At 39.8% G+C, this 22,080-nt stretch carries 16 protein-coding genes; 5 read left to right on the forward strand and 11 right to left on the reverse strand.

The genetic code is table 11. The features are described from left to right. Nucleotides 1-129: 129 nt before the first annotated feature. Nucleotides 130-1,209 (forward strand): efflux RND transporter periplasmic adaptor subunit, encoded by a 1,080-nt coding sequence (locus IPMB12_RS01975; protein WP_166914431.1) that lies wholly within the window; start codon nucleotides 130-132, stop codon nucleotides 1,207-1,209. Continuing rightward, complete coding sequence (locus tag IPMB12_RS01980) at nucleotides 1,209-4,235, forward strand: efflux RND transporter permease subunit (protein WP_166914433.1); 3,027 nt, start codon at nucleotides 1,209-1,211, stop codon at nucleotides 4,233-4,235. The genes IPMB12_RS01975 and IPMB12_RS01980 overlap by 1 nt, the downstream gene beginning before the upstream one ends. Nucleotides 4,236-4,563: 328 nt before the next feature. Here the strand turns inward: IPMB12_RS01980 and IPMB12_RS01985 are convergent, their stop codons facing one another. The 4 genes from IPMB12_RS01985 to IPMB12_RS02000 form a co-directional block, all read right to left on the reverse strand. Beyond that, nucleotides 4,564-5,046, reverse strand: a complete 483-nt coding sequence (locus IPMB12_RS01985; protein ID WP_166914435.1) for a GNAT family N-acetyltransferase — start codon at nucleotides 5,044-5,046, stop codon at nucleotides 4,564-4,566. Nucleotides 5,047-5,197: 151 nt separating this feature from the next. After that, entirely contained in the window at nucleotides 5,198-6,073 is an 876-nt protein-coding gene (locus tag IPMB12_RS01990; protein ID WP_166914437.1) for a transporter, read from the reverse strand. Between the two features lie 94 nt (nucleotides 6,074-6,167). Continuing rightward, nucleotides 6,168-7,097, reverse strand: coding sequence for an amidohydrolase family protein (locus tag IPMB12_RS01995; RefSeq protein WP_166914439.1), 930 nt, complete (start codon nucleotides 7,095-7,097; stop codon nucleotides 6,168-6,170). A gap of 15 nt (nucleotides 7,098-7,112) precedes the next feature. Beyond that, on the reverse strand, nucleotides 7,113-8,321 hold the full coding sequence (locus IPMB12_RS02000; RefSeq protein ID WP_166914441.1) for an MFS transporter: 1,209 nt from the start codon (nucleotides 8,319-8,321) through the stop codon (nucleotides 7,113-7,115). Between the two features lie 323 nt (nucleotides 8,322-8,644). Between IPMB12_RS02000 and gss the strand changes: the two genes are divergently transcribed. Together gss and IPMB12_RS02010 are read left to right on the forward strand one after the other, a co-directional pair. Beyond that, nucleotides 8,645-10,552, forward strand: coding sequence for a bifunctional glutathionylspermidine amidase/synthase (gene gss / locus IPMB12_RS02005; protein ID WP_166914443.1), 1,908 nt, complete (start codon nucleotides 8,645-8,647; stop codon nucleotides 10,550-10,552). Between the two features lie 154 nt (nucleotides 10,553-10,706). Continuing rightward, a complete protein-coding gene (locus IPMB12_RS02010) occupies nucleotides 10,707-11,282 on the forward strand; it encodes a hypothetical protein (protein WP_166914445.1) in 576 nt (191 codons plus the stop codon). A 68-nt stretch (nucleotides 11,283-11,350) separates the two neighbouring features. On the opposite strand, the gene IPMB12_RS02015 is transcribed toward IPMB12_RS02010, so the two are convergent. From IPMB12_RS02015 to IPMB12_RS02045, 7 genes are all read right to left on the reverse strand, one after another. After that, on the reverse strand, nucleotides 11,351-11,719 hold the full coding sequence (locus IPMB12_RS02015; RefSeq protein ID WP_166914448.1) for a NirD/YgiW/YdeI family stress tolerance protein: 369 nt from the start codon (nucleotides 11,717-11,719) through the stop codon (nucleotides 11,351-11,353). A gap of 227 nt (nucleotides 11,720-11,946) precedes the next feature. Further along, a complete protein-coding gene (locus IPMB12_RS02020; RefSeq protein WP_166914450.1) occupies nucleotides 11,947-12,882 on the reverse strand; it encodes a nitronate monooxygenase in 936 nt (311 codons plus the stop codon). Between the two features lie 11 nt (nucleotides 12,883-12,893). Next, nucleotides 12,894-14,081, reverse strand: a complete 1,188-nt coding sequence (locus IPMB12_RS02025) for an L-lactate MFS transporter (RefSeq protein ID WP_166914452.1) — start codon at nucleotides 14,079-14,081, stop codon at nucleotides 12,894-12,896. Next, nucleotides 14,081-15,661, reverse strand: a complete 1,581-nt coding sequence (locus IPMB12_RS02030) for an acyl CoA:acetate/3-ketoacid CoA transferase (RefSeq protein ID WP_166914454.1) — start codon at nucleotides 15,659-15,661, stop codon at nucleotides 14,081-14,083. Before IPMB12_RS02030 ends, IPMB12_RS02025 begins: the two co-directional genes overlap by 1 nt. A 344-nt stretch (nucleotides 15,662-16,005) precedes the next feature. Then, nucleotides 16,006-17,394 (reverse strand): purine-cytosine permease family protein, encoded by a 1,389-nt coding sequence (locus IPMB12_RS02035; protein ID WP_166914456.1) that lies wholly within the window; start codon nucleotides 17,392-17,394, stop codon nucleotides 16,006-16,008. A gap of 390 nt (nucleotides 17,395-17,784) precedes the next feature. Then, nucleotides 17,785-19,146 (reverse strand): sigma-54 interaction domain-containing protein, encoded by a 1,362-nt coding sequence (locus IPMB12_RS02040; protein ID WP_166914458.1) that lies wholly within the window; start codon nucleotides 19,144-19,146, stop codon nucleotides 17,785-17,787. Between the two features lie 480 nt (nucleotides 19,147-19,626). Next, nucleotides 19,627-20,310: a FadR/GntR family transcriptional regulator gene (locus tag IPMB12_RS02045; protein ID WP_166914460.1), complete on the reverse strand. Its 684-nt coding sequence runs from the start codon at nucleotides 20,308-20,310 to the stop codon at nucleotides 19,627-19,629. 507 nt (nucleotides 20,311-20,817) lie between these two features. Between IPMB12_RS02045 and IPMB12_RS02050 the strand changes: the two genes are divergently transcribed. After that, nucleotides 20,818-22,068, forward strand: a complete 1,251-nt coding sequence (locus tag IPMB12_RS02050) for an MFS transporter (RefSeq protein ID WP_166914462.1) — start codon at nucleotides 20,818-20,820, stop codon at nucleotides 22,066-22,068. Nucleotides 22,069-22,080: the final 12 nt, after the last annotated feature.

Here is a 22,080-nt window from a genome sequence, read left to right on the forward strand (position 1 = left end):
ACAGGAGGAACGGATGTATCCCTTTCCTCTCAAAAGTAATAAAAAGAGGTTAGGTCTGATTATATGGCGATGTTTTCAAGAAAAATAAAAAATAGAATCAAAATATTATGCGGCTTAGTCGTTTTGCTAATGGCTGTATTTATCTTAGTGCAGTTACTACAAGGCTCAGATGAATCAGAGCTTGAGCAAACATCACAACTGTCGATTAAACCTGCTTTAACGGTTGAGTGGCTTAACGCGTATCAAAAATCATGGCAGCTAAACACACGAGCAGATGGCCGAATTATGGCGTGGCATGAGGCAAAAATTAGTACTCAAACGAGTGGTTTAATGATCTCTCACGTGCTGGTCAATGTGGGGGATTTAGTCAAAAAAGGTCAGGTATTGGCAGAGTTTGAAAACGAAAAAGTAAAGCTAGACTTGGCACAGCTTACTGCGAATGTCCAAGAGGCAGAGGCTAATTATCATGAAGCCCTGCTTAACTATGATCGGGGAACACACTTACAGAAAACAAAATCAATTTCTGATAGAGAGTTCAATGAGCTTAAAGCGCTGATGTTATCGATGAAATCTCGCTTAGAAAGTGCTAAAGCAGCGCAAAATAATGGTGAGTTACGTTTTAAACAAACACAGTTGCTTGCACCTGATGATGGTGTGATTTCTGAGCGCCAGGCTTCTGTTGGCATTGTCGCTAATGCGGGTGATGAACTGTTTAAAATGATTGTGCAAAATCGCTTAGAATGGCAGGCAGAAGTCGCTGCGTATCATTTATCTTCTCTTGCTATCGGGCAGGAGGTTTTGGTCACACTAATTAATCATCAACAGGTTAGAGGGGTGGTCAGACAAATTTCACCAACCATTGATCCCATGAAAAATACCGCGGTTGTTTATGTCGATCTGGAGACGGATACATTTGCCCGGGCAGGGATGTATGTAAAAGGTGAGTTTTTAGGAAAAATAGAAACATTCTTAACATTACCACAAAGTGCTGTCAGTATGTCTGATGGTTTTTATTATGTATTTAAAATACGGGATGATTCATTTGTTCAACAGATTAAAGTTACTATTGGCGCCAGACAGAATGATCAAATCGCTATTTTAACGGGTGTTTCACCACAAGATAAATTAGTTGCCTCAGGTGTGAGTTTCTTGAAAGAGGGCGATATCGTCAATATCGTTGGACAGCTACCAATAGGAGGAAAACGATAATGAATTTTTCCTCCTGGTCTATTCGTAATCCGATCCCTGTCATTGTTCTATTTTTGGTCCTCACTGTGCTGGGGATTCATTCATTTAACAAAATGAATATTCAAAATTTTCCTGATATTGAATTTCCTATTGTTAATGTCGATGTAACCTGGCACGGAGCATCTCCTGAACAATTAGAAACAGAAGTGGTACGAAAAATTGAAGATGCTCTGGCAAATATTAACTATCTACGGCACACCTATACCACTGTGGTTGATGGTTCAGTAAAAATTATTGTTGAGTTTGAGCTAGAAAAGTCAGTCAATGAAGCGATTGAAGATGTGCGTAATGCTGTCGATAGTATTTACAATGATCTGCCGGCCGCTGTGCAAAAACCAACGATTTCTAAATTGAATATCTCTAATCAGCCTATTGCCACTTATGTAGTGAGTTCAACGAGTCTGGATAAGGTCGATTTATCCTGGTTTATTGATAATAAAATCAATAAAGCATTAATGCAGGTATCTGGTGTTGGTCAGGTTTCTCGTGTTGGTGGTGTTGATCGTGAAGTGAGAGTTGAATTAAATACGACTCAAATGAATGGGTTGGGTATAACGGCAAGTGAGGTCTCTCAGGCTATCACTCAAATGCAACAAGATGCACCAGGTGGTGTGGGACGAATTGCCGGACAAGAACAAACGATTCGTATTTTGGGTAATATCGCGACAGTTGATGAGCTAAGAGAACTAAAAATTCCGACCTCGAGTATGGCTTCGATTCGATTAGCAGATATTGCCACTGTTTTAGATACGACAGCTGAGCAAAAAAGCCGGGCACTGTTGGATGGCAATGAAGTCATAATGTTTAGCATTAATCGCAGTAAAGATACCAGTGAAGTTACCGTATTACATGATGCTCGTCAGATGATCGAGATGCTACAAGAGCAATACCCGACGATGACCATTAAAGAAATTAATGATTCAGTAAAATATGTCGAAAACCAGTACAAGGATTCCATTTGGTTACTGATAGAAGGCGCTATTTTAGCCGTTTTAGTTGTCTGGTGGTTTTTGCGTAACAATCGCGCCACTATTGTGGCGGCGGTCGCTTTACCTTTATCTATTATTCCGACATTTTGGGTGATGGATTTGATCGGGTTTAATATTAACACGATTTCTCTCATCTCGTTTTCACTGGTTATTGGAGTATTAGTGGATGATGCGATTGTTGAAGTAGAAAATATTATCCGTCATATGCAAATGGGGAAAACTCCGCTGCAGGCTGCAATAGATGGCACTAATGAAATTGGTTTAGCTGTAATTGCAACGACTATGACGTTAATTGCGGTGTTCTTACCCACTGCATTTATGGAAGGTATTATTGGAAAATTCTTTGTGCAATATGGTTGGACCACTTCTATTGCAGTGTTCTTTTCTCTTCTTGTGGCAAGGCTTCTGACACCAATGATGTGTGCTTATCTGCTAAAAGATAAGATGATATTAAGTACAGCGCACGAACACAAAGATAGCCGTTGGATGCGCAGTTATTTATGGTTAGTCAGAAAGTGTCTGACTTATCGTTGGACAACGATTACGACTGCGGGCGGATTATTTATTGCCTCCATATTATTACTCGGTGCATTACCTGCCGGGTTTATGCCCAGCAGCGATTTATCCGCGACGATTATTAATGTTCAATTACCGCCGGGCTCGACTTTATCCCAAACTCAGGAAACAGCAGAAAAGATCCGTACTACGATATTGGCCGATGAGCCCAGTATTAGAGATGTGTATAGTGTTATTGGTAGTGATGAGGTGAATCATGCGGATATACACGTTTTATTGGTCGAGCCTAAGATGCGACAAGAGAGCCAGCAAGATATTGAAAAACGGTTACGTGATAAAGTACAAGCTATTGCGGGTGCAAGGATTACGGTTAATAGTGTAGATAGTGGTGAAGCTAAGTTTGAATTCTCACTCGTGGGTGAGAATACGCAGTTGCTCGAACAAACAGCTAATCAGCTGGAAAAAGAAATACGTACTATTTCTGGTCTTGGTGCCGTGACATCCAGTGCGAGTTTACTGCGACCACAAGTGATTATTCGTCCCGATTATGCCAGAGCATCTATTGCAGGTGTCACGACTGAAAATTTGGCGAACATCATCCGCATTGCAACCAATGCAGATTATAGCCAGACGTTACCCAAACTCAGTTTACCAGAAAGGCTGGTGCCTATTGCAATTAGAATGATGGATTTTGATCGTGAACATCTTGATACCATTGCTGATTTGCGTGTATCTGGTCATAACGGGCTGGTGCCACTTGCCAGTGTTGCAACTGTTGAGTTATCAATGGGAGCGATATCGATCACTCGGTTAGATAGAAAACGTAATATTGATTTTTCAATTGAGCTTAATGATATTCCACTAGGTGATTTGGTGAATCAAATACAACAATTATCCACCATGCAGCATCTGCCAGATGGCGTAGAATATCAAGATTCGGGTAATGCTCAAATGATGTTAGAGCTTTTTACTGGGTTTGCTACCGCAATGATTATTGGAATTTTAGCGGTGTATCTCATCCTGATTTTACTTTTTCATGACTTTTTACAACCTATCACCATTCTGTCGGCTTTACCTTTGGCAACAATTGGGGCTTTTATTGCGCTATTCCTTTGTCAATTTGCTATTTCAATGCCGGCATTGATTGGCATCATTATGCTAATGGGGATCGTAACCAAAAACTCTATTTTATTAGTGGATTATATTTTAATCGCTTATAAAGAGGGTGCGGGGCGTTTAGAGGCAATTATTGATGCCTGCCATAAACGTTCACGACCAATCGTTATGACGACTATTGCTATGGTTGCTGGTATGTTACCGACAGCTCTTGGATTTAGTTCAGATCCTAGTTTCAGTGCGCCAATGGCTGTCGTTGTCGTGGGTGGCTTGCTGACATCTACTTTGCTTAGTTTGATTGTTATTCCGGTGGTTTATTCTGTCATTGATGATATGAAGATAAAGGTAAAATCAATTGTTTATTAATTAATAAATTAATATTAATCAATGGGTTGTATTTTATGGGTTGATGCTTGTTGGTTATACGTTTGACAAGCATTTTGCTTTGTAACCGCAAGTTTTAACTCAGTCATCACTAATATTATATAAAATATCGTCTTTAAAATTGATTATAAATCATATTAAAATCAAGGTAATCCGCTAATTGAATTCAAAATCTAACAGCAAATTTGTGATGTTTCAATGTTGCTTAATACTGATTTTTTTAGGAAAACTGCTAATGTTCAAGTGCCATACTATAAATATCAGATTTTAAGCTCTGGGCTTTCATATTAAAATGGCAAGGTCACAACGCTTAGTTCACCGTGTCAGACTCAAGGCGCATCGCACATCGTTCTTCTTTTGGAAGACCTAATTCTGTTTCTTTCTCTAATATCGTGATGAGCCGTAAATTTAATTCAGATTCCCCCAGAATATGAAAGCCAAATTTAGTATAGAGCGGTGCATTCCATGGTACGTTTTTAAAGGTGGTTAAAGTAACTTTTTTATTATCAGTCCGGGCTTGAGTAATGATAAATTGCAATAATTGTTTGCCAACTCCCTTGCCTTGATAATCAAAGTCAACATCTAATTCTTTGATATGTATGGTGTTTTCTGATTCTATCTGCTCAGTGCATATAAAACCAATGATAATTGATTTATGCAGTGCCACCCAACACTCATTTTTCAGAATAGACTGTCGGTAAATATCAAGATCATTACCAGCAATCGTATCCGGTAATTTAGCCAGAAAATGATCAGGTAATGATTCAAATACCTTTGCCGCAGTTGTTTCCACGTTAGATATCTGCGGTATATCAGCGAGCGTGGCTAGTCTAATTTGATACGCGTTCATCAATTTTATAGAGTTATCTCTGGTGTAAAATATCTTTATATTACACCAGAGTGATTGAAACAGAAAAATGCATTTTTAGCTGCTTAACTTTACTTTAAAACCCATGAATAAATCGTATCTGAAAATGGTTGCCCTGAAATGAGTTTTTAGCATCAACGTCTCGGGTATAACCAAAGAGCAGATGATTGCTTTTAAACAGGGCATGACCATATTCCACGCCAATTTGAGTAAGTTTGGTGTGAGTATCATCAAGTTTTTGTCCATCCAGTTTAGTCTTTCCACCTATGCCATAAATAACACGGGCAGCAACGTAGTTTGCCGGATCGATTTCATAGGAGAGGTAAGATTTAATTTTATAGATTGGTTTTTGACGATATGACATACCCATATAATCACTGTTGCGGGTATAAAATTGCGCCTCGGCCTCCAGCTCCATCGTCCACTTTTCTGATAATGCCCAGGTATTGTTAAGGTTTAGATGAAACTGCCAACGGTTGCCACCGGGTGAGACTCCGGGATTATTCTCATCATATTGTCCAACAGGAATGATAACAGTTGGTAAGATACCCATAAAACGGCGCTCTTCCGGTTTGTTGATAAACCAAAAACCAGCACCTAAACTGACATCACCAATGCCAGTTTTACTTTTACTATCAGGTGCTCCCGGTCCTTGAATATCCATATGTAGCGCAGGAATAACAATTTGCGGGGAACACATAAAACCACCGCAATCAGTAAAACGTACTAAGCGATGGACAAATGAACCTATTTTTAAGTTGGCATTATTATTGGTATCGGCAGGGCCTCGAAAATTACTGGCATGGTCATAACCTAAATAAGATACGCTAGACCATGCACCGGCAGGTTGAGTAAAAAAGTCTCTGGCGTTCATATCAACTGCATAAGTACTTGATATCGTACAACCAAACAGACTGACCAGAAGACGAATAAGAACTTTGTTTGTTTTCATAGCGTCATCCTCTTAAAAATGAAGAGGTCAGGTACTCCTCAAGTGAATTGTAAGCAGGCATAAAGCCTGCCTTTTCTTTATAGAGTAGCTCGTGTTAATAGAGTTGCAATAGATCTGCTGCATTTTGATAAATGACTTTTTTATAGAGATCGCTCCCTTCACCAAATGCTTCTTTGACCGTTTCAATACACGCACCGCGTGGGCTAAATGGACTATCCGAACCAAATAGCACTCGATCAGCACCAAAATATTCAACTTGTTTGCGCATATCTTCTGCTGATCTGAATGTGGTATCTACCCAAAGATTTTCGCAGTTTGGTAAGGCCTGATGAAGAACCTCCATCTCATCACCCATTAGTCCACCGGCATGTGCTGCAACCATTTTTACTTTTGGGCACTGCTTAACCAGCCAGATGAAATGTTGCACGTCGCCATATTCCGGACATTCCAGTTTTTGCATCTCTGGTGTGTCATAATAGGCATTAGCGCCACAATGGCTGACTACAGGGAGTCCGGTCAGTGACCAATATTCATTGAGGACATCTTTAACCAGCGGATCACGCAAGCTAATTGGTTGTAACACAGGATGGATTTTTAACCCTCTGGCACCGTGTTCTACATCTTTGAGTAGCTTACGGCCGATAGTATCTTTGTCTTTGCTCCAATCTGCTGAAGTAAACGGGATAATTCTTGGCTCAAATCGAGATGCTGCCAGATAATCTTCAAAACCAATATGTGGGTAGATAGGGTAGAGGCAGACGTAGGTAATATTATCTTCATCCAGTTCTCTGGTCAGGACTTCCAGCGTATAGTTACGGCAGGCTTCAACCGTTGCTGCTTGTAAATTTTCTAGTGCTCCAGGTGTGGTTGGATCGACAAACGCACCCTGAAATTTTTTATCAGCAAACGCTTTAAATGGATTGTGGATATTATCAGGAAATTTTCGACCTAATTTGTAAATAACATTTTTTTGATAAGCAAAGATGTCACCTAAGTGGTTATGAAAATCGATAATCTTTTGCATAGTTACCTCCAAAAATTAGATTCTTCTTAATTTAATTAAGAACAGACAAAGTGCGGCTAGTACGGTTCCCAGTGCTAAGGTCAGAGCGCCGGCTGTCCAGCCAAAATTCTCTATGACGGCACCTGATATTGGTGGACCTAATAAAATTCCGACGTTGATACCAAGCGTCATTAAGGCCAGAGCCACTTCGGAATGTTCAGGTTTTTCGGCAGTTTGTGGGCAAATTGCGTAACATACGCAGGCACCTAAAGTGTCAAAGAATGGGTAAATAATCACAAAGGCCATTACAACCAGTACTGATGTTGTGGTAAAACACATATAGACAAGTACGGTAAAGATAAGAAAGCCAACAATACCAATGAGCCGGTGGTTTAAGAATTTATTTAAAATAAAGCCAATAATGACGGCATAGGCGATTTCAAGCAAATAGATAAAGCTGACCGCATTACCAATTGTTGCAGGGGACCAGCCGGTAAATGTTGACCAGTAAGGTGCAACCCAGCTGACAAAACCAAAACTGGAAAAGCTAAATGTCATGAAAGCAAGGCCAAGCAGCCAGGAATTAAGCGTCTTAATACCGCCAAACATATCTATTTTTTTAATGGTTACAGGTTGGTTTTTTTGAACTGCAGAAATCGCAAAATTTGATTCATCAGGAGGTAAATTACCAAACATAGAGAATGTAATACCAGCAAGTACGCTAAGGATTAGTGTGAAAGCCCACAACCCTTGCCAGCCAAAGCTCGACAATAGTGGCGCTGCGACCATAAATGAAATCGCTTGTCCAACCATCATAAAGGCTGCCCAGATAGCCATTGGCAGGCCTCTTTTATTTGGCGGGAATAACATGATAACTAAAGCAGGACCAGCGATAGTCATAATACCAACCCCAAAGCCTTCTAAAATACGGGAAAACATTAACAAATAAATATGGCTGGAGAACGTGCCAATAGTGGTACCCAGGCAGGCAATAAACAGGGCAGTTAACATTGCCTTTTTAATACCAAATTTTTGTACTAGTGCAGCACCGGGGAACGCCATAATAATCCCGGTGACTGAGAAGATAGAAACAAGCAGTCCAGCTGTTCCCATATTAATATCAAAATATGTCATCAATGTGGGGATTGCCGGAGCCGCCTTATTTTGAATACAGGCTAGTGAGAGTCCGGCAAACCAGCCGGTAAAAAAGACTATCCATGCTTTGCTATACATTTTCTTTTCCATAATAATCTCCTTACGTAGGACAGATTCTGTGAAAGTCAATGAGCGACACGGTATGTCACGATTTATTATGAATGAATAGGTTAGATCGGTCTTACAGTTTTGAGAAACTTAATTGTAAAGAAATTGAAAAATATTTAATGTTATATTAAACCGATATATATGAATTATTTATATATTTATTACGTTAAATTGTTAATAGTGGTTTCTTAATAAGCTGGTAGAGATCCATAACAAACTGATTTATAATAGCTTCAGAGAGTATATTGTAAGTAAATGCCAGTATTATCAGTTATTTACATCCTATTATGTACAAGGTCGTTACTATGTCTGTTACTACATCTGCTGAAGTAAAAAATAAACATGAACCTTTTGGAACTTTGCTTGGCCACGCGCCGGGTGGGGTGGCGATCTATTCGTCTGATTATTCTACGGTTGATCCCAAGGAATATCCGAATGATGCGTCATTTCGTAGTTATCTGGGTCGTGAATATATGGGGTATAAGTGGCAGTGCGTAGAGTTTGCCCGTCGCTTTTTGTATCTTAACTATGGTGTGGTGTTTACTGATGTGGGGCGTGCTTATCAAATTTTTGCCCTACGTTTTTTACGTCAGGTCGTTAATGATGCCCTTCTGCCGTTACAAGCCTTTGCTAATGGCAGTAAGAAAGCCCCTATTGCTGGTTCACTGCTTATCTGGCAGGAAGGTGGCGAGTTTAAAGGAACAGGTCACGTCGCAATTATTACCGAAGTATTAGACGACAGAGTCAGAATTGTTGAGCAAAATGTCACTCATACTCGTTTGCCCGCTGGCCAACAGTGGACACGGGAGCTCATGATGCAGGTGACTGATGCGGGTTACCGTATTCAGGATACGTTTGATGATACTGAAATTTTAGGCTGGATGATCCAAACTGATGATACTCAGTATAGCCTGCCACAACCAATGACAGATCCCGAATTACTGACGATTCATAGTGATCGTTTAGAAGATCGCGGTCAGTTTGCTGGTAAATGGCTGAATGAAAGTGATCCGCTGGAAGGTGCTTATGTTGCAGCTAATGGTCATGTGGTAAATAGTGATGATTCGTATCGATACTTTACTATTTCAAAAAGTGCTGAGCAGGAGTTAATTCGGGCAACGAACGAACTGCATCTGATGTATCTGCACGCGACAGATAAAGTACTCAAAGAAGATGAATTACTTAAACACTTTAATATCCCTGAAATTCTGTGGCCACGTCTGCGTCTTTCATGGCAAAACCGTCGTTATCAAATGATCACAGGTCGTTTAGATTTCTGTATGGATGAACGTGGTTTAAAAGTATATGAATATAATGCTGATTCCGCCTCTTGCCATACTGAAGCAGGCTTGATTCTGGAGAAATGGGCAGAACAAGGCGGGCTGGAAATCGGCTTTAATCCTGGTGAGCGCTTGCTTGGTGCGCTAAGTGATAGCTGGGTGCATAGCGATGCTAAACCATTTGTACATATCATGCAGGATAATGATATTGAAGAGAACTATCATGCGCTGTTTATGCAAAAAGCGCTGTTTGAAGCCGGATTTGAAAGTAAGATTCTACACGGCTTAGATGAACTGCACTGGGATAAACGCGGACGTCTGGTTGATGGTGATGATCGTGTTGTGGATTGCGTCTGGAAGACCTGGGCATGGGAAACGGTGCTTGAGCAACTACGCGAAGAAAGTGAGGAACAAAATACTGTATCTCATAGTGCTCCTCCAATTCGTACAGGTCATCCAGAAAATCATGTACGTCTGATTGACGTGTTACTGCGTCCGGAGGTGAATGTGTTTGAGCCACTGTGGACAGTGATTCCAAGTAATAAGGCTATTCTACCAGTACTTTGGTCACTATTCCCAAATCATCGCTACTTGCTGGAATCAACGTTTGAGCTAAACGATCATTTAATCCAGAACGGTTATGCGATTAAACCAATTGCTGGTCGTTGTGGCAGTAATATTGAACTGGTAATTGAAGATCAAACGCTGGATAAAACTGCTGGTAAATTTGCGCAGCAGGAAAATATTTATCAGCAACTGTGGTGCTTACCTAAAGTCGCTGAACGCTATACCCAAATTTGTACCTTCACTGTAGGTGGTCATTATGGCGGAACCTGTTTACGTTCTGATCGCTCTCTGGTAATTAAAGGGGAAAGTGATATGCAGCCGCTGCGTGTGTTAGCGGATAAAGAATTTCTTAAAACTAAAAAATAATCACTAAGTAGCCTTTAATGTATGAATAAAGGCTGCTTATTTATTGATAGTTGCTTCATTTTCACTATTTCTATCTGATAACATGACACGTAAAATACTCACTCTGTTTTCACTATTTTTGTTAACATCCTGTTCTTCCAGTTTCTGGGGGCCATTGCCTTCCCAGAAAGTCATTTATGAAGCTATGACGGAGATGGTTGGGCTGAAACTTGAAAATGAGAGAGAAGTCCTGACATTTGATGAAGCAGTTAGTTATATGCTTAATCCTGAAACAATAACTAAAGATACACCACGATTTTCACTGACTTCTTTTGAGGTTCATGATGAAAAATATGTGCTTTATACGATGGGATATAGTCGATTTTATCTGGGGTTAGATCTTTTCACTGATGACCAATATGAGCATTACGGTATTAAGAACCGTGAGCATCTTATTGGCTACACTTATGTTTATCGTGGTACTGTCAGAGGCTTTAAATATGTGACCCCACATATGGTTTACGGTGAACATTATCGGGGTTCTATGATTTTGAAAACGAAACCGCTAATGCCGTATAAAGTGACGATGTTGTACGATAATGGTGATACTTACGAGTTTGAGTTTAAATCAACTGAAACAATATTTGGTTTTAATGGTAAGCCTCACAGATATATAACCGGTAGCTTTAACGGTGAGTTTTTTATGAGTATGCCGCTTAACAGAACTTATGAATTAGGTGCTCCGATGTAAGTGTTTTTGACAAAAGAAAAAGCGCGAATTATTCGCGCTTTGATTATATCGTTAGAAAAAACTAAGAATTAATTTGTTACTTTAATGATGCGATCTACATCAATTTTAATCGATGTCCAGTCCTTGTCTATCTCACCATAAATTTCAACTGTATCTTCTGGGTTTACCGTTATACCTCTCCATACATCGTGATCGATTTCTACGGTAATCTCACCTGAACTGTCTTTAAAAGTATAATATTCACCGCCCTGAGCGCTAATGATATTACCTTGTAAAATTACTTTAGCATCATCACCACGTTGTTTAGCTTCAGCTACTGTTACTGAACCAGCAGAAGGTCCATTAAATCCTCCCTGACTTCCACCTGTATAGTTAGCAAATGCTGAGGTTGAGGCTAAAAGAATGGCTGCTGTTAAAAGTGTTAATTTAGTTTTCATGTTTATCTCCTTGGTTTACATGGTAAATATTAATCGGGAAATATTAAGAAAATATTAAAACACTGAAATAATTAAAGAACTAATGAAATTATTCGAATAGTGAGTGGAAAAATACTTGATGTGATAAGTGAGACTGACTAATAAAGATTAAACTGTTTAAACAATAAAAAGCGCGGCAAAAGCCGCGCTGAGATTTTAGCTGTTACTAATTAGCAATTAAAAACTAATTAGAAATCAAAACGATTGCTTAATGTTGCAGCAATTTGTTTAGCTTGAGCAAATGCTTCTTCAATGATTTGTTTAGCTGGTTTAACCTGAGTTAAAATACCACAGATTTGACCCGCCATGATTGAACCATTTTCCATATCACCTGCAGCAGCTTTACGCGCAGAGCCCATGGTTAATGCTTCAAGTTCATCACGTGATGCATTTTCATTTTCAAGACGGATATAGGTCTCAATCATTTTATTTTTGATACTACGTACTGGAGCACCGCCTTTGCGTCCTGTTACAGCGGTTGCTGTATCATTAGCAGCGATAACAAATTGTTTGAAGTTGTCCGGAACCGGGCACTCTTCAGCAACTAAGAACATAGTACCCGCTTGAATGCCTTGTGCACCAAGTGCATAAGCGGCAGCGATACCACGACCATCACCAATACCACCTGCAGCAAGAACCGGAATCTTAACTGCCTGTGTAACTTGTGGAACTAGTGCCATAGTTGAGATATCGCCGATGTGACCACCCGCTTCTGAACCTTCACAAACCAGTGCATCTGCACCCAGTTCTTCCATTTTTTTCGCGATAGAAACATTAGGTACTACCGGAATAACTTTAATGCCGTGTTGTTTGAAGATTGGCATATAAGGTTTTGGTGTACCGGCACCGGTCGTCACAACTTTCACGCCTTCTTCAATCAATACATCGATCAGTTCAGGAATATTATGCATCATCAGCATCAGATTCACCGCAAATGGCTTATCTGTTTTAGCTTTACATTGACGCACTTCATCACGCAGTTGTTCAACGCTCATCCCGCCTGAAGCAATAATACCAAGACCACCAGCGTTAGATACCGCAGCAGCTAACTGGTGCTTGGATATTTGTGCCATAGCGCCTTGAAAAATAGGATATTTAATATTTAATAATTTAGTGATACTCATCGACAAACTCCTTAAGCTCTTTTTATTTTTCTATAGATAAAATTAATAATAATACCAACAGCCACAAGGCTGATAGCGATATAACATGCCTGGCTATAGTCACCGTTATTTTGTTCAGCAATTTTCGCTGTCATTGATGGTGCGAAGAAGGCAGCCACGGAATAACCAACAAACACGATACCGTAGTTAACTCCCTGATTTTTAGGACCGAAGTTATCCATAACCAGTGATGGGATAACACCCATGATACCGCCAAAGCAAAGACCAAGACCGACGATCGATACGGCAAAGCCCATAGAACCACTTAATGTGGTCATGCCAAGCATAGAGAGAATAATGACGACAAAGATGGCAAGTAATGTATTAATACGGCCAATTTTGTCAGATACCATGCCCCAGAAAATACGACCAAAGCAGTTCATGAATGCATATAAACTGACAAATGTTGCAGCCACAATCGGTGTTAATTGGAACATCGATACACCAATACCTGAAGCATTAGATGCAATCATCAGGCCAGAGAAGCCACCTAAACCAAACATCAGTGCAATCGCGTAGAATGCCGGTGTTTTCAGCATTTCAACCCAGCTTAAGCTGGTAGCTGCTGGTTTGCTTGCTGTAGTACCTGCAACAGGTGCTGGCGCTGCCTGAATAAAGAACCAGCAAAGTACAGAGAAGACTAAATAGAAACAACCCAGTGCTTTAAATGTGAATAACACATCGAATGATTCAATCAAATAGTTAGCCAGTGGTGCACTAATCATCGTACCCATACCCATACCTGCGGTAATTAAACCAGAACACAGGCCTTTTTTATCCGGGAATAAACGCAGCACGTTACTCAGACAAGCAGAGTAAGCGATGTTTAAACCGAAGCCGCCAAGCAGACCAAAGTAGAGATAAAGTAAAATGATATTACTGGTAAAGCCGGTAAGTACGAATGATAGTCCGTACATGATGGCACCAACTAAAATCACCAGACGGGTTTTCCCTTTATCAGAGAAAAGACCACCTAAAATCATTGGAATTGGTGATAAAGCGATGGCGATAGTAAAGGCTATCATAATATCCGGGCGAACCCAGTTATTCGTTGCTGCCAGTGGTGTAACGAACACACTAAATGCGTACATACCACCAAAGCAGAGCAAAATACCCATTGAGCAGATTAATGTAAGCCAGCGATTAATTGGTTTATTCATTATTTAGCTCCCTTGTGTTGCTTCTCTGCAATAATAGAAGATAGTTTGTTCCAGCTCTCTTTAAACAGGTCAACTGACATTGTTTTAAGATCTGTTGCGATCTCTGGCTTGAACTCCATTTGATCTAAAATATCTTTTTGTAGATCAACACCTGGGGCAATTTCAGTTAAACAAAGTTTGCCATTTTTTAGTTTAAATACAGCACGTTCGGTAACAAACATGACTTTTTGTGAACCTTTTGATGCATACTCACCACTGAAAGTAATTTGATTCACTTTAGAAACAAATTTCTTACTTTTACCTTCTTGTTTAATCACTAACTTGCCATCTTCTACTGCTACATCAAGGCCGCCTGCGGTGAAAGTACCTGTGAAGATAATTTTCTTAGCAGTTTGAGAGATATTGATAAAGCCACCACAACCGATAACGCGTGAGCCTAGTTTACTGACGTTTACGTTACCAAACTGGTCAGCCTCAGCCAGACCAAGTACTGACAGGTCAAGACCGCCACCATCATAGAAGTCAAATTGTGCATGGTGCTCAACGATTGCTTCACTGTTATAAGCGTGGCCAAAGTCTTTTAGTCCGGCAGGAACACCACCGACTGAACCGGCTTCTGTAGTCAGAATGATTTGATCAGAAATGCCTTCTTCTGCCGCAACGATTGATACGTTAACCGGAATACCCACACCTAAGTTTAGAATTGTTTTTGGCTCAAGCTCCATCGCTGCACGGCGTGCAATAACTTTACGCTCATCAAGTGGCAGAGTTGGCACGCTATCTAGTGGTACTTTGATCTCACCAGAGAATGCTGGATTATAGTAAGTTGTACCTGTCTGGAAATGATTTTCTGGTTTAGAAACAACCGCATAATCAATTAAAATCCCCGGAACACGAACTGCTTTTGGATTGAGTGAACCTGCTTTTGCTACGTGCTCGACTTGTGCAATAACAATACCACCAGAGTTATGTACCGCCTGAGCAATAGGTAACACTTCCATATGCAGGCCTTCATGGTCGAGCGTTAGGTTACCGTTTTCATCAATTGTGCTGCCACGAATTAAACCAACCTGAATTGGGAATGACGGATAATGTAGCCACTCTTCACCATTAAGTTCGATCACTTTCACGATATCTTCTTTGGTTGAAGCTGACATTTTACCGCCTTCAACACGTGGATCGACGAAAGTCCCTAAACCTACTTTAGTGATAACACCCGGACGTTTTGCTGCGATTTCACGGTAAAGCTGTGTGATAACACCTTGTGGTAAGTTATAGGCTTCACATTCATCTTTTTGTATCATTTCTGATAATTTAGGTGAAGAAGCCATCACGATACCACCGATCCAGCGTTTTAATAGGCCCGGATAACTCAGGTGAGTCATACCTTTAGTCTGGCGATCGCCAAGACAGCTTGCATGCATGATGGTTAAGTTTTGTGGTGTGTTTTCCGCCACAAATTGCTTTTCAAGAGCAATCATGACTTCTTCGTTAGCACAGGCAAGCTCAAAGCCGCTAAGTGCTACCGTATCACCGGACTTAATCAGTCGAGCTGCTTGTTCAGCTGTGATAATTTTCATAGTAAGTTCCTTAGATTGTTTATGATTCAACTAAGCTTTATATTGCAAGGGCTGTGCCAATAAATTGATTTTTATAACCTTTTGATTTATTTGAATAAAACATTTTAACTATCAGTCCAATTGTTAATATAAATGACACCTTAAAAAAAACTGTTAATGGTTTTTACATTCAAGATTTGAGAACGGTTTTACTGAATAAATATTTTATCTGGCAGGAAGGTAATAATGAGGTAAATGAGAGGAGAGTTTGATACATGAAAGATATAGTCACTACAAAAAACAGACACAAAAAAAGTGTAACCTGTATAAGCGCTACACTAATGTTAGGAACTTTTAAAACTGTATTATTTATTCGTCTCGTTAATTGATAAAAAGTAATAAAGAACGGCAGGAATAATCCAGCCAATCATCCATGAGATATCGGTATTATGCAGATAGCTGACTAAAACCCCGGTATAAAATGGTGTATGAATAAAGAGTAACTGAATCAAAATACCAAAGATATATACGCCCATACCGACTTTGTTCCATTTACCATATAAACCATTTGTATCAAACAGTGACGGAATATCGTAGTGTTTCTTTTTAACCAGATAATAGTCGACCAGATTGATCGCACTCCATGGTGTGAAAAAGGTCAGTAAAAAGAGCAGAAAGGTCGAGAAGTTACGTAAAAAATCACCACGGCCAAGCAGCGCAATCATGATTGAAAGTCCAACCATGACTAAGATATAAATCAGACGTGAGCGCTGGGATAAAGTATGATTTTTACGTAGCCCGCTGATAATTGTCGTCATCGACATAAAGCTACCATAAGCATTGAGCGTCGTGATAACGACTTTACCAAAGGCAATGCTGAAATAGAGTAGCAGGGCGACAAAGCCAACGCCACTAAGCTCAACGATATAACTCACTTCATTATATCTAAACTGACCGCCGGTTTGAGCGGCAAGTCCGGCAACCAGTACACCAAACACCATCGCAATTTGGGTGCCAATAACACTACCACTGCCAATAGCAAAGAATGTTTTTACCATTGGAGTATTGGTTGGCAGGTAACGGGAGTAGTCAGCAGCATAAGGGCCAAAGGCGATTTGCCAGGAGGTTGATAGAGCAATGGCGAGCGAAAAGTTAATCCACGAAAAATGGCGAATCGATAACAGCTCAATAATATTATGCTGAGTGATAAGAATATAGAACATATAGAAAAAGGCGACAATCCCAACCAGACTGGCCACTTTACCAATACGGTGAATTGTTTTGTAACCACAGAAGGTGAAGCCAATTAAGCAGGCACCAAAAAGTAAAATACCGGCACTATCAGAAACGCTCAGTAGTCTGGCAACGGCTTGTCCGGCCAGAACTGAACCACTGGCAGAAAAGCCGATATACATAATACAGACCAGAATAATTGGCAGCATCGCGCCGTATATACCAAATGATGCACGGGACATCACCATTTGTGGCAGCCCAAGTTTAGGACCCTGAGCACCGTGCAGAGCCATAATGCTGCCACCGAGTAGTTGTCCGATAAAGAGCCCGATAATTGACCAGAAAATATCCCCGCCAAAAACAACAGCAAGGGCTCCGGTGATAATTGCAGTGATTTGTAGATTGGCGCCAAACCACAGGGTGAATTGGCTGAGTAATTTACCATGACGTTCATTTTCTGGAATGTAATCAATGGCATGCTGCTCAATAATATTATTTAATTGATACTTTTTATGTGTCATGTCATACCTCAGAAGACAGTAATAATCTGCTAGTTATAACTAGCGGATAGCACCAATCGACCTATAGAAATAATCTAGAGGTTAATTGTTATATTGTGTACCGCTGCGCTATATGTAATAGGCTAATTAGTTTGTCTAATGGGGATGTCATCATAAAAAGCTAAGCTTACTTGAGTGTTCATATTGATACCTTAATTTTTATATTTTTAAATTCAACTGCTGATATCATTGCAATCAATATGCCATTATTTAATTATTTGATTTAACATAATTTTGTTTATTTTAGTGTTAATCTGGTTTACATTTTGATACGTCTTATTCTGTGAACTGTTAATATTATTTACAAATTTAACTTAAGCCTTGTGTCAGTTGCATGACACAAGGGTGAGTTTATTTGACGGTAATATTTAACTGAGCAAGACGTTTATAGAGATAGGGGCGACTAATACGGCACTCTTCTGCTGTTTTACTGATGTTATAGTTATTTTCCTGCAGTTTCTTTTCAAGATAATGTTTTTCTACTTGTGCCAGATAATCTTCTAAATGATGTTCTGACTTGTGTACATAGTAATTATCTAAATGATCGTTTTCATTCTTCGTGGTATTTTGTGAATCACTATGTCCGGAAAGACCATTAAGTATTACTAAACGTTCAATATAATTCTTTAGTTCCCGGATATTACCTGGCCAATTATAAGTTAGCAGATATTTTGAAATATCGCCGTCGATCTCTACTCTTTTGGTATATTTCTGGTTATATCGCTGCAAAAATTGATTAGCTAAAATCAGAATATCTTTGGTACGCTCTCTTAGTGGCGGAATGTAAACTGGAATCACGTTGATACGATAGTAGAGGTCTTCTCTGAACTTACCTTGTGCGACCAGCTGTTCAAGATCACGGTTAGAGGCAGACATCAGCCGGAAATTGACTTTAATGCTTTCGGAACTACCCAATGGGCGGAACTCCATAGTCTCAAGCACGCGCAGAAATTTAGTCTGTACAGAGAGCGGCATCTCTGAGATCTCATCTAAAAACAGCGTACCACCGTTGGTCTCTTCCAAAATCCCTTTTTTGTTGTGATCGGCACTGGTAAAAGCCCCTTTTTTGAAGCCAAACAGTTCAGATTCAAATAGATTTTCCGGAATAGTGGCACAGTTAATCGCAATAAAGTTACCATTTGCTGCTGAGCTGTGGTCATGAGTAAATTTTGCCAGTACCTCTTTACCAACACCGGATTCGCCATAAAACAAGATACGGCTATCATAAGGTGCAATTTGTCGACACATAGAGATCAGGCGACGCATAATGTTACTTTCAGCAATAATCCCGGCGTGATCTTGCTCAATTTGCTGTTCTTGTTGCTCCAGCTGTTGCCATTTTTGTATTCCTCCCCATTGTTCTAACTCTTTTTGGGTCAGTGGTGCTGATTTGGTTAAAACTAAATGGAGCGAACCATCAGGACGTAAGATTGGAGTAGAGTTAGACTGAACCTGAAAACCTTGGTTGGTTAATAAGGTGACTTGTGAAGGTTGTTTAGTTTCAATCGTTTGAATGGTGGCTGACGTATTATATGCACCTGATTTCACCAGGTCATACACATTAGCCGTCAACAGTTCTGATAATGACATACCAAGAGTCATTGCAGTAAATTCATTGGATAATAAAATATTACCCTTATCATCTGTGACAAAGAGTGTGGATGGTGTTTCATTGTCGAGATTTAATGAATCGTATAAGGCTTTCTTTTCCATACTTTATACCCCATTGCTTATTTAATGAGTTAGATGACTGTATGGCGAGGCGATATACGCTGGCATAATAGGTATACAAGGAGATATTTATTGCGTACTTACCTAGTTGATTAGTAATGTGACCCATCTCTAGCTGCTATTTATTTAGCATAAACGGCAGATAGATTTCATTCTTGCCAGTAATAACACCAGTACTGGTTTTGTCAGGATTACTAATTTTTGTTCGGTATTTAAGCCAATGAATATTTTTTATTGTAATTCTATTAATGTCGCTAAACATTATTCATGTTAACTATTACCAAAATAAACAAAATTTAAATTTAATTATTGCGGGCAGTATAGCAATAATCACAGCGTGAATGAAAGGTAATTTGGTGGAGCTGCGGTTTTGTTGGTTATTGAAGGGATTAGGCACTAAATTACTTGCATCTGGCTCACCAGAAAACCCCATATGGGGTTTGGCAGATTCGATTTTAATAATTAGTCAGTGACTGCAGAAAAATTACCGATATTTTTCAGGTGTTTAATCATCTCTTTTTCGGCCAGAGTTTTATTTTGTGCTTTAACTGCTTCAAAAATGGCTTTATGAGACTCTAATGTTTTTTGGTGATAGTCAGAAATAGCAAAGAAACGAATTCTTAAATCCATAATCATGCTGTTTACCAACTCAATTGAGGCAGCCAGTAAAGCATTGTGACTTGAATTAGCCAGTGCAGTATGGAAGTCACAGTCAGCCAGAGCATCAGTCGGATCCTGAGCTAATTTATTGACATAATATTCAAGTTTAAGCAGATCTTCCATCGTCGCCCGGTCACAGGCCAGTCTGACGATCGCAACTTCAATAATACGACGATATTCCAGAAAATCATCCAGCAGCTCAGTTTGCTGTGATAGCTGTAGTAGTGAGATCGCTTTTTGAATATAAGCCGGATCTTTCACCACTACTTTACGGTTTCCACGCAACTCAATAATGCCTAAAAACTCCAGAATCGCTAAACTCTCTCTTAAAGAACTACGACCAACACCAAGCGTTGCCGCCAGCTCCCGCTCAGGTAATAAATCTTCGTCGAGTTTGATTTTACCTTCATTAATGGCATTGAGAATAGCCTGCATGACTAATTCGGATATTTTTGGCGCTTTATTTTCTATCTTGGCTAATTGCATCTCTGTTCCAAAAATTAAACACTTTATTACGATATTTTAGCATGAATAACTATTTTTGTTCAAAATACCTGCATTAGAACAGATGTTGGAAACCAACAAAATTTTACTAAATTGAGTTTTCTATCGTTACATTTATTTCTCTTTTGAGTCTGAAGCAATTCATACGGGTTAGTTTTATTTTATGTAGGACAGGACAGGCTTTATGGATAATTATGTTCATTCAAAATAACCTAATTTAAATTAAATAAAAATAAAACAATTAGTTATATTTATTTTCTACATGCTTTCGTGATTGTTATCACAATTATGAAATGTGCTGATTGATGTTTTTTTATAATGCGCTTAGTCTTGGTTCATTGGTCAGACCATGATCATGGTATGTTAGTAAAGCGTAAATTTATTCAAAATATTTTAGGAGAAAAAGCGAAGTATTAAAAGCCAGACCAATCATTATCAAATTGTAAGTGTAGTGGAGTTAACTCAATTTAAATTATAGAAGGAGTTATTATGAAGCGACGTTGGTTAATGTTATTTTTGTCATGGTTAATCTTTTTTGTAGCCTTTCTCGATCGAGTCAACCTGTCTGTAGCGATGCCGTTTATTGCTGATGAATTTCAAATGACACCGGAACAAAGTGGTTTTGTTTTAGGTGCTTTCTTTATTACTTATATGTTATTCCAGATTCCGGGTGGGATTCTTGGCGATAAAATTGGCCCGAAAAAGGTGATGACATTTGCCTTTATCTGGTGGTCTGTAATGACCGTAGCAACAGGTGTGGCGCGTAGCTTTGGTCAGTTTTATATTATCCGTTTGTTGTTTGGGATCGGAGAAGGTGTTCACCCTCCGTGCGCATTTAAACTCAATAGCAACTGGTTCCCGGATAGAGAACGGGCAACAGCGAATGCTATTTTCACGTCGGCTAACTCAATTGGTCCTGCTGTGGCGCCGCCTATTGCAGTAGCTATTATCGCTACATGGGGATGGCATTCAATATTCTTTATCTTTGGTGCGCTAGGCATCATCTTAGTACCTATCTGGATGTATGTTGGCCGCGATAGTCCTGAACAGGATGAAAAGATCAGTCCGGAAGAGTTGAAATACATCAAAAGCGGCCAGAAAGAGCAAACCAGTGCCGATGATGATGAAGTCGCAACAGAAAAAGTCGGGCTCTCCAGCATTTTCAAAAATCCTAATACCTGGTTACTGGCGGTCGCTTACTTCTTCTTCCTGTGTGTGTTTTACGGCTTAATGACATGGCTGCCAAGCTACTTAGTTCAGGCACGTGGTTTTGCAATGGTCAAAATGGGTATCTTTGCTGGTCTGCCATTCCTGGCTATCGGGATTGCTCAGCCTTTAGGTGGTCTGATCTCTGACCGTTTACTACATAGTCGACGTAAACCTCTTATCGTGGTTGCCGCTCTTGGTGCTGCTCCGCTGTTATATGGTGTTGTTGCAGCAACGACGGAAGCGGGTGCTATGGCTTCTCTTATCTGCGCCGGATTTATCTTTGGTTTAGCATTTGGTCCTTTCTTTGCGCTGCCTATGGAGTGTGTAAAACGCAAATTTGCGGGTACATCATCTGCAGTTATGAATACCGGCGGCAGTATCGGTGGGGTGATTTCACCTATTATTATCGGTTTTTTAGTCGGAACATTTGGTTATAACGCAGTGTTTATTTATATGGTGATCGCTTTGATCCTTTGTGTTGCTGTGATCTTATTTGTTAAAGAGCCGGAAAAGGTTAAAGCCAATGCGTAGCAATTTGTTGGG

Source organism: Zophobihabitans entericus, from assembly GCF_011745665.1.
GTDB lineage: Bacteria > Pseudomonadota > Gammaproteobacteria > Enterobacterales > Orbaceae > Zophobihabitans > Zophobihabitans entericus.

Bases quoted from the DNA above. Each gene is read 5' to 3' on its own strand.
- IPMB12_RS01975 (WP_166914431.1), top strand. From the start codon at position 130: ATGGCTGTATTTATCTTAGTGCAGTTACTACAAGGCTCAGATGAATCA.
- IPMB12_RS01980 (WP_166914433.1), top strand. From the start codon at position 1,209: ATGAATTTTTCCTCCTGGTCTATTCGTAATCCGATCCCTGTCATTGTT.
- IPMB12_RS01990 (WP_166914437.1), bottom strand. From the start codon at position 6,073: ATGAAAACAAACAAAGTTCTTATTCGTCTTCTGGTCAGTCTGTTTGGT.
- IPMB12_RS01995 (WP_166914439.1), bottom strand. From the start codon at position 7,097: ATGCAAAAGATTATCGATTTTCATAACCACTTAGGTGACATCTTTGCT.
- IPMB12_RS02000 (WP_166914441.1), bottom strand. From the start codon at position 8,321: ATGGAAAAGAAAATGTATAGCAAAGCATGGATAGTCTTTTTTACCGGC.
- gss (WP_166914443.1), top strand. From the start codon at position 8,645: ATGTCTGTTACTACATCTGCTGAAGTAAAAAATAAACATGAACCTTTT.
- IPMB12_RS02015 (WP_166914448.1), bottom strand. From the start codon at position 11,719: ATGAAAACTAAATTAACACTTTTAACAGCAGCCATTCTTTTAGCCTCA.
- IPMB12_RS02020 (WP_166914450.1), bottom strand. From the start codon at position 12,882: ATGAGTATCACTAAATTATTAAATATTAAATATCCTATTTTTCAAGGC.
- IPMB12_RS02025 (WP_166914452.1), bottom strand. From the start codon at position 14,081: ATGAATAAACCAATTAATCGCTGGCTTACATTAATCTGCTCAATGGGT.
- IPMB12_RS02030 (WP_166914454.1), bottom strand. From the start codon at position 15,661: ATGAAAATTATCACAGCTGAACAAGCAGCTCGACTGATTAAGTCCGGT.
- IPMB12_RS02035 (WP_166914456.1), bottom strand. From the start codon at position 17,394: ATGACACATAAAAAGTATCAATTAAATAATATTATTGAGCAGCATGCC.
- IPMB12_RS02040 (WP_166914458.1), bottom strand. From the start codon at position 19,146: ATGGAAAAGAAAGCCTTATACGATTCATTAAATCTCGACAATGAAACA.
- IPMB12_RS02045 (WP_166914460.1), bottom strand. From the start codon at position 20,310: ATGCAATTAGCCAAGATAGAAAATAAAGCGCCAAAAATATCCGAATTA.
- IPMB12_RS02050 (WP_166914462.1), top strand. From the start codon at position 20,818: ATGAAGCGACGTTGGTTAATGTTATTTTTGTCATGGTTAATCTTTTTT.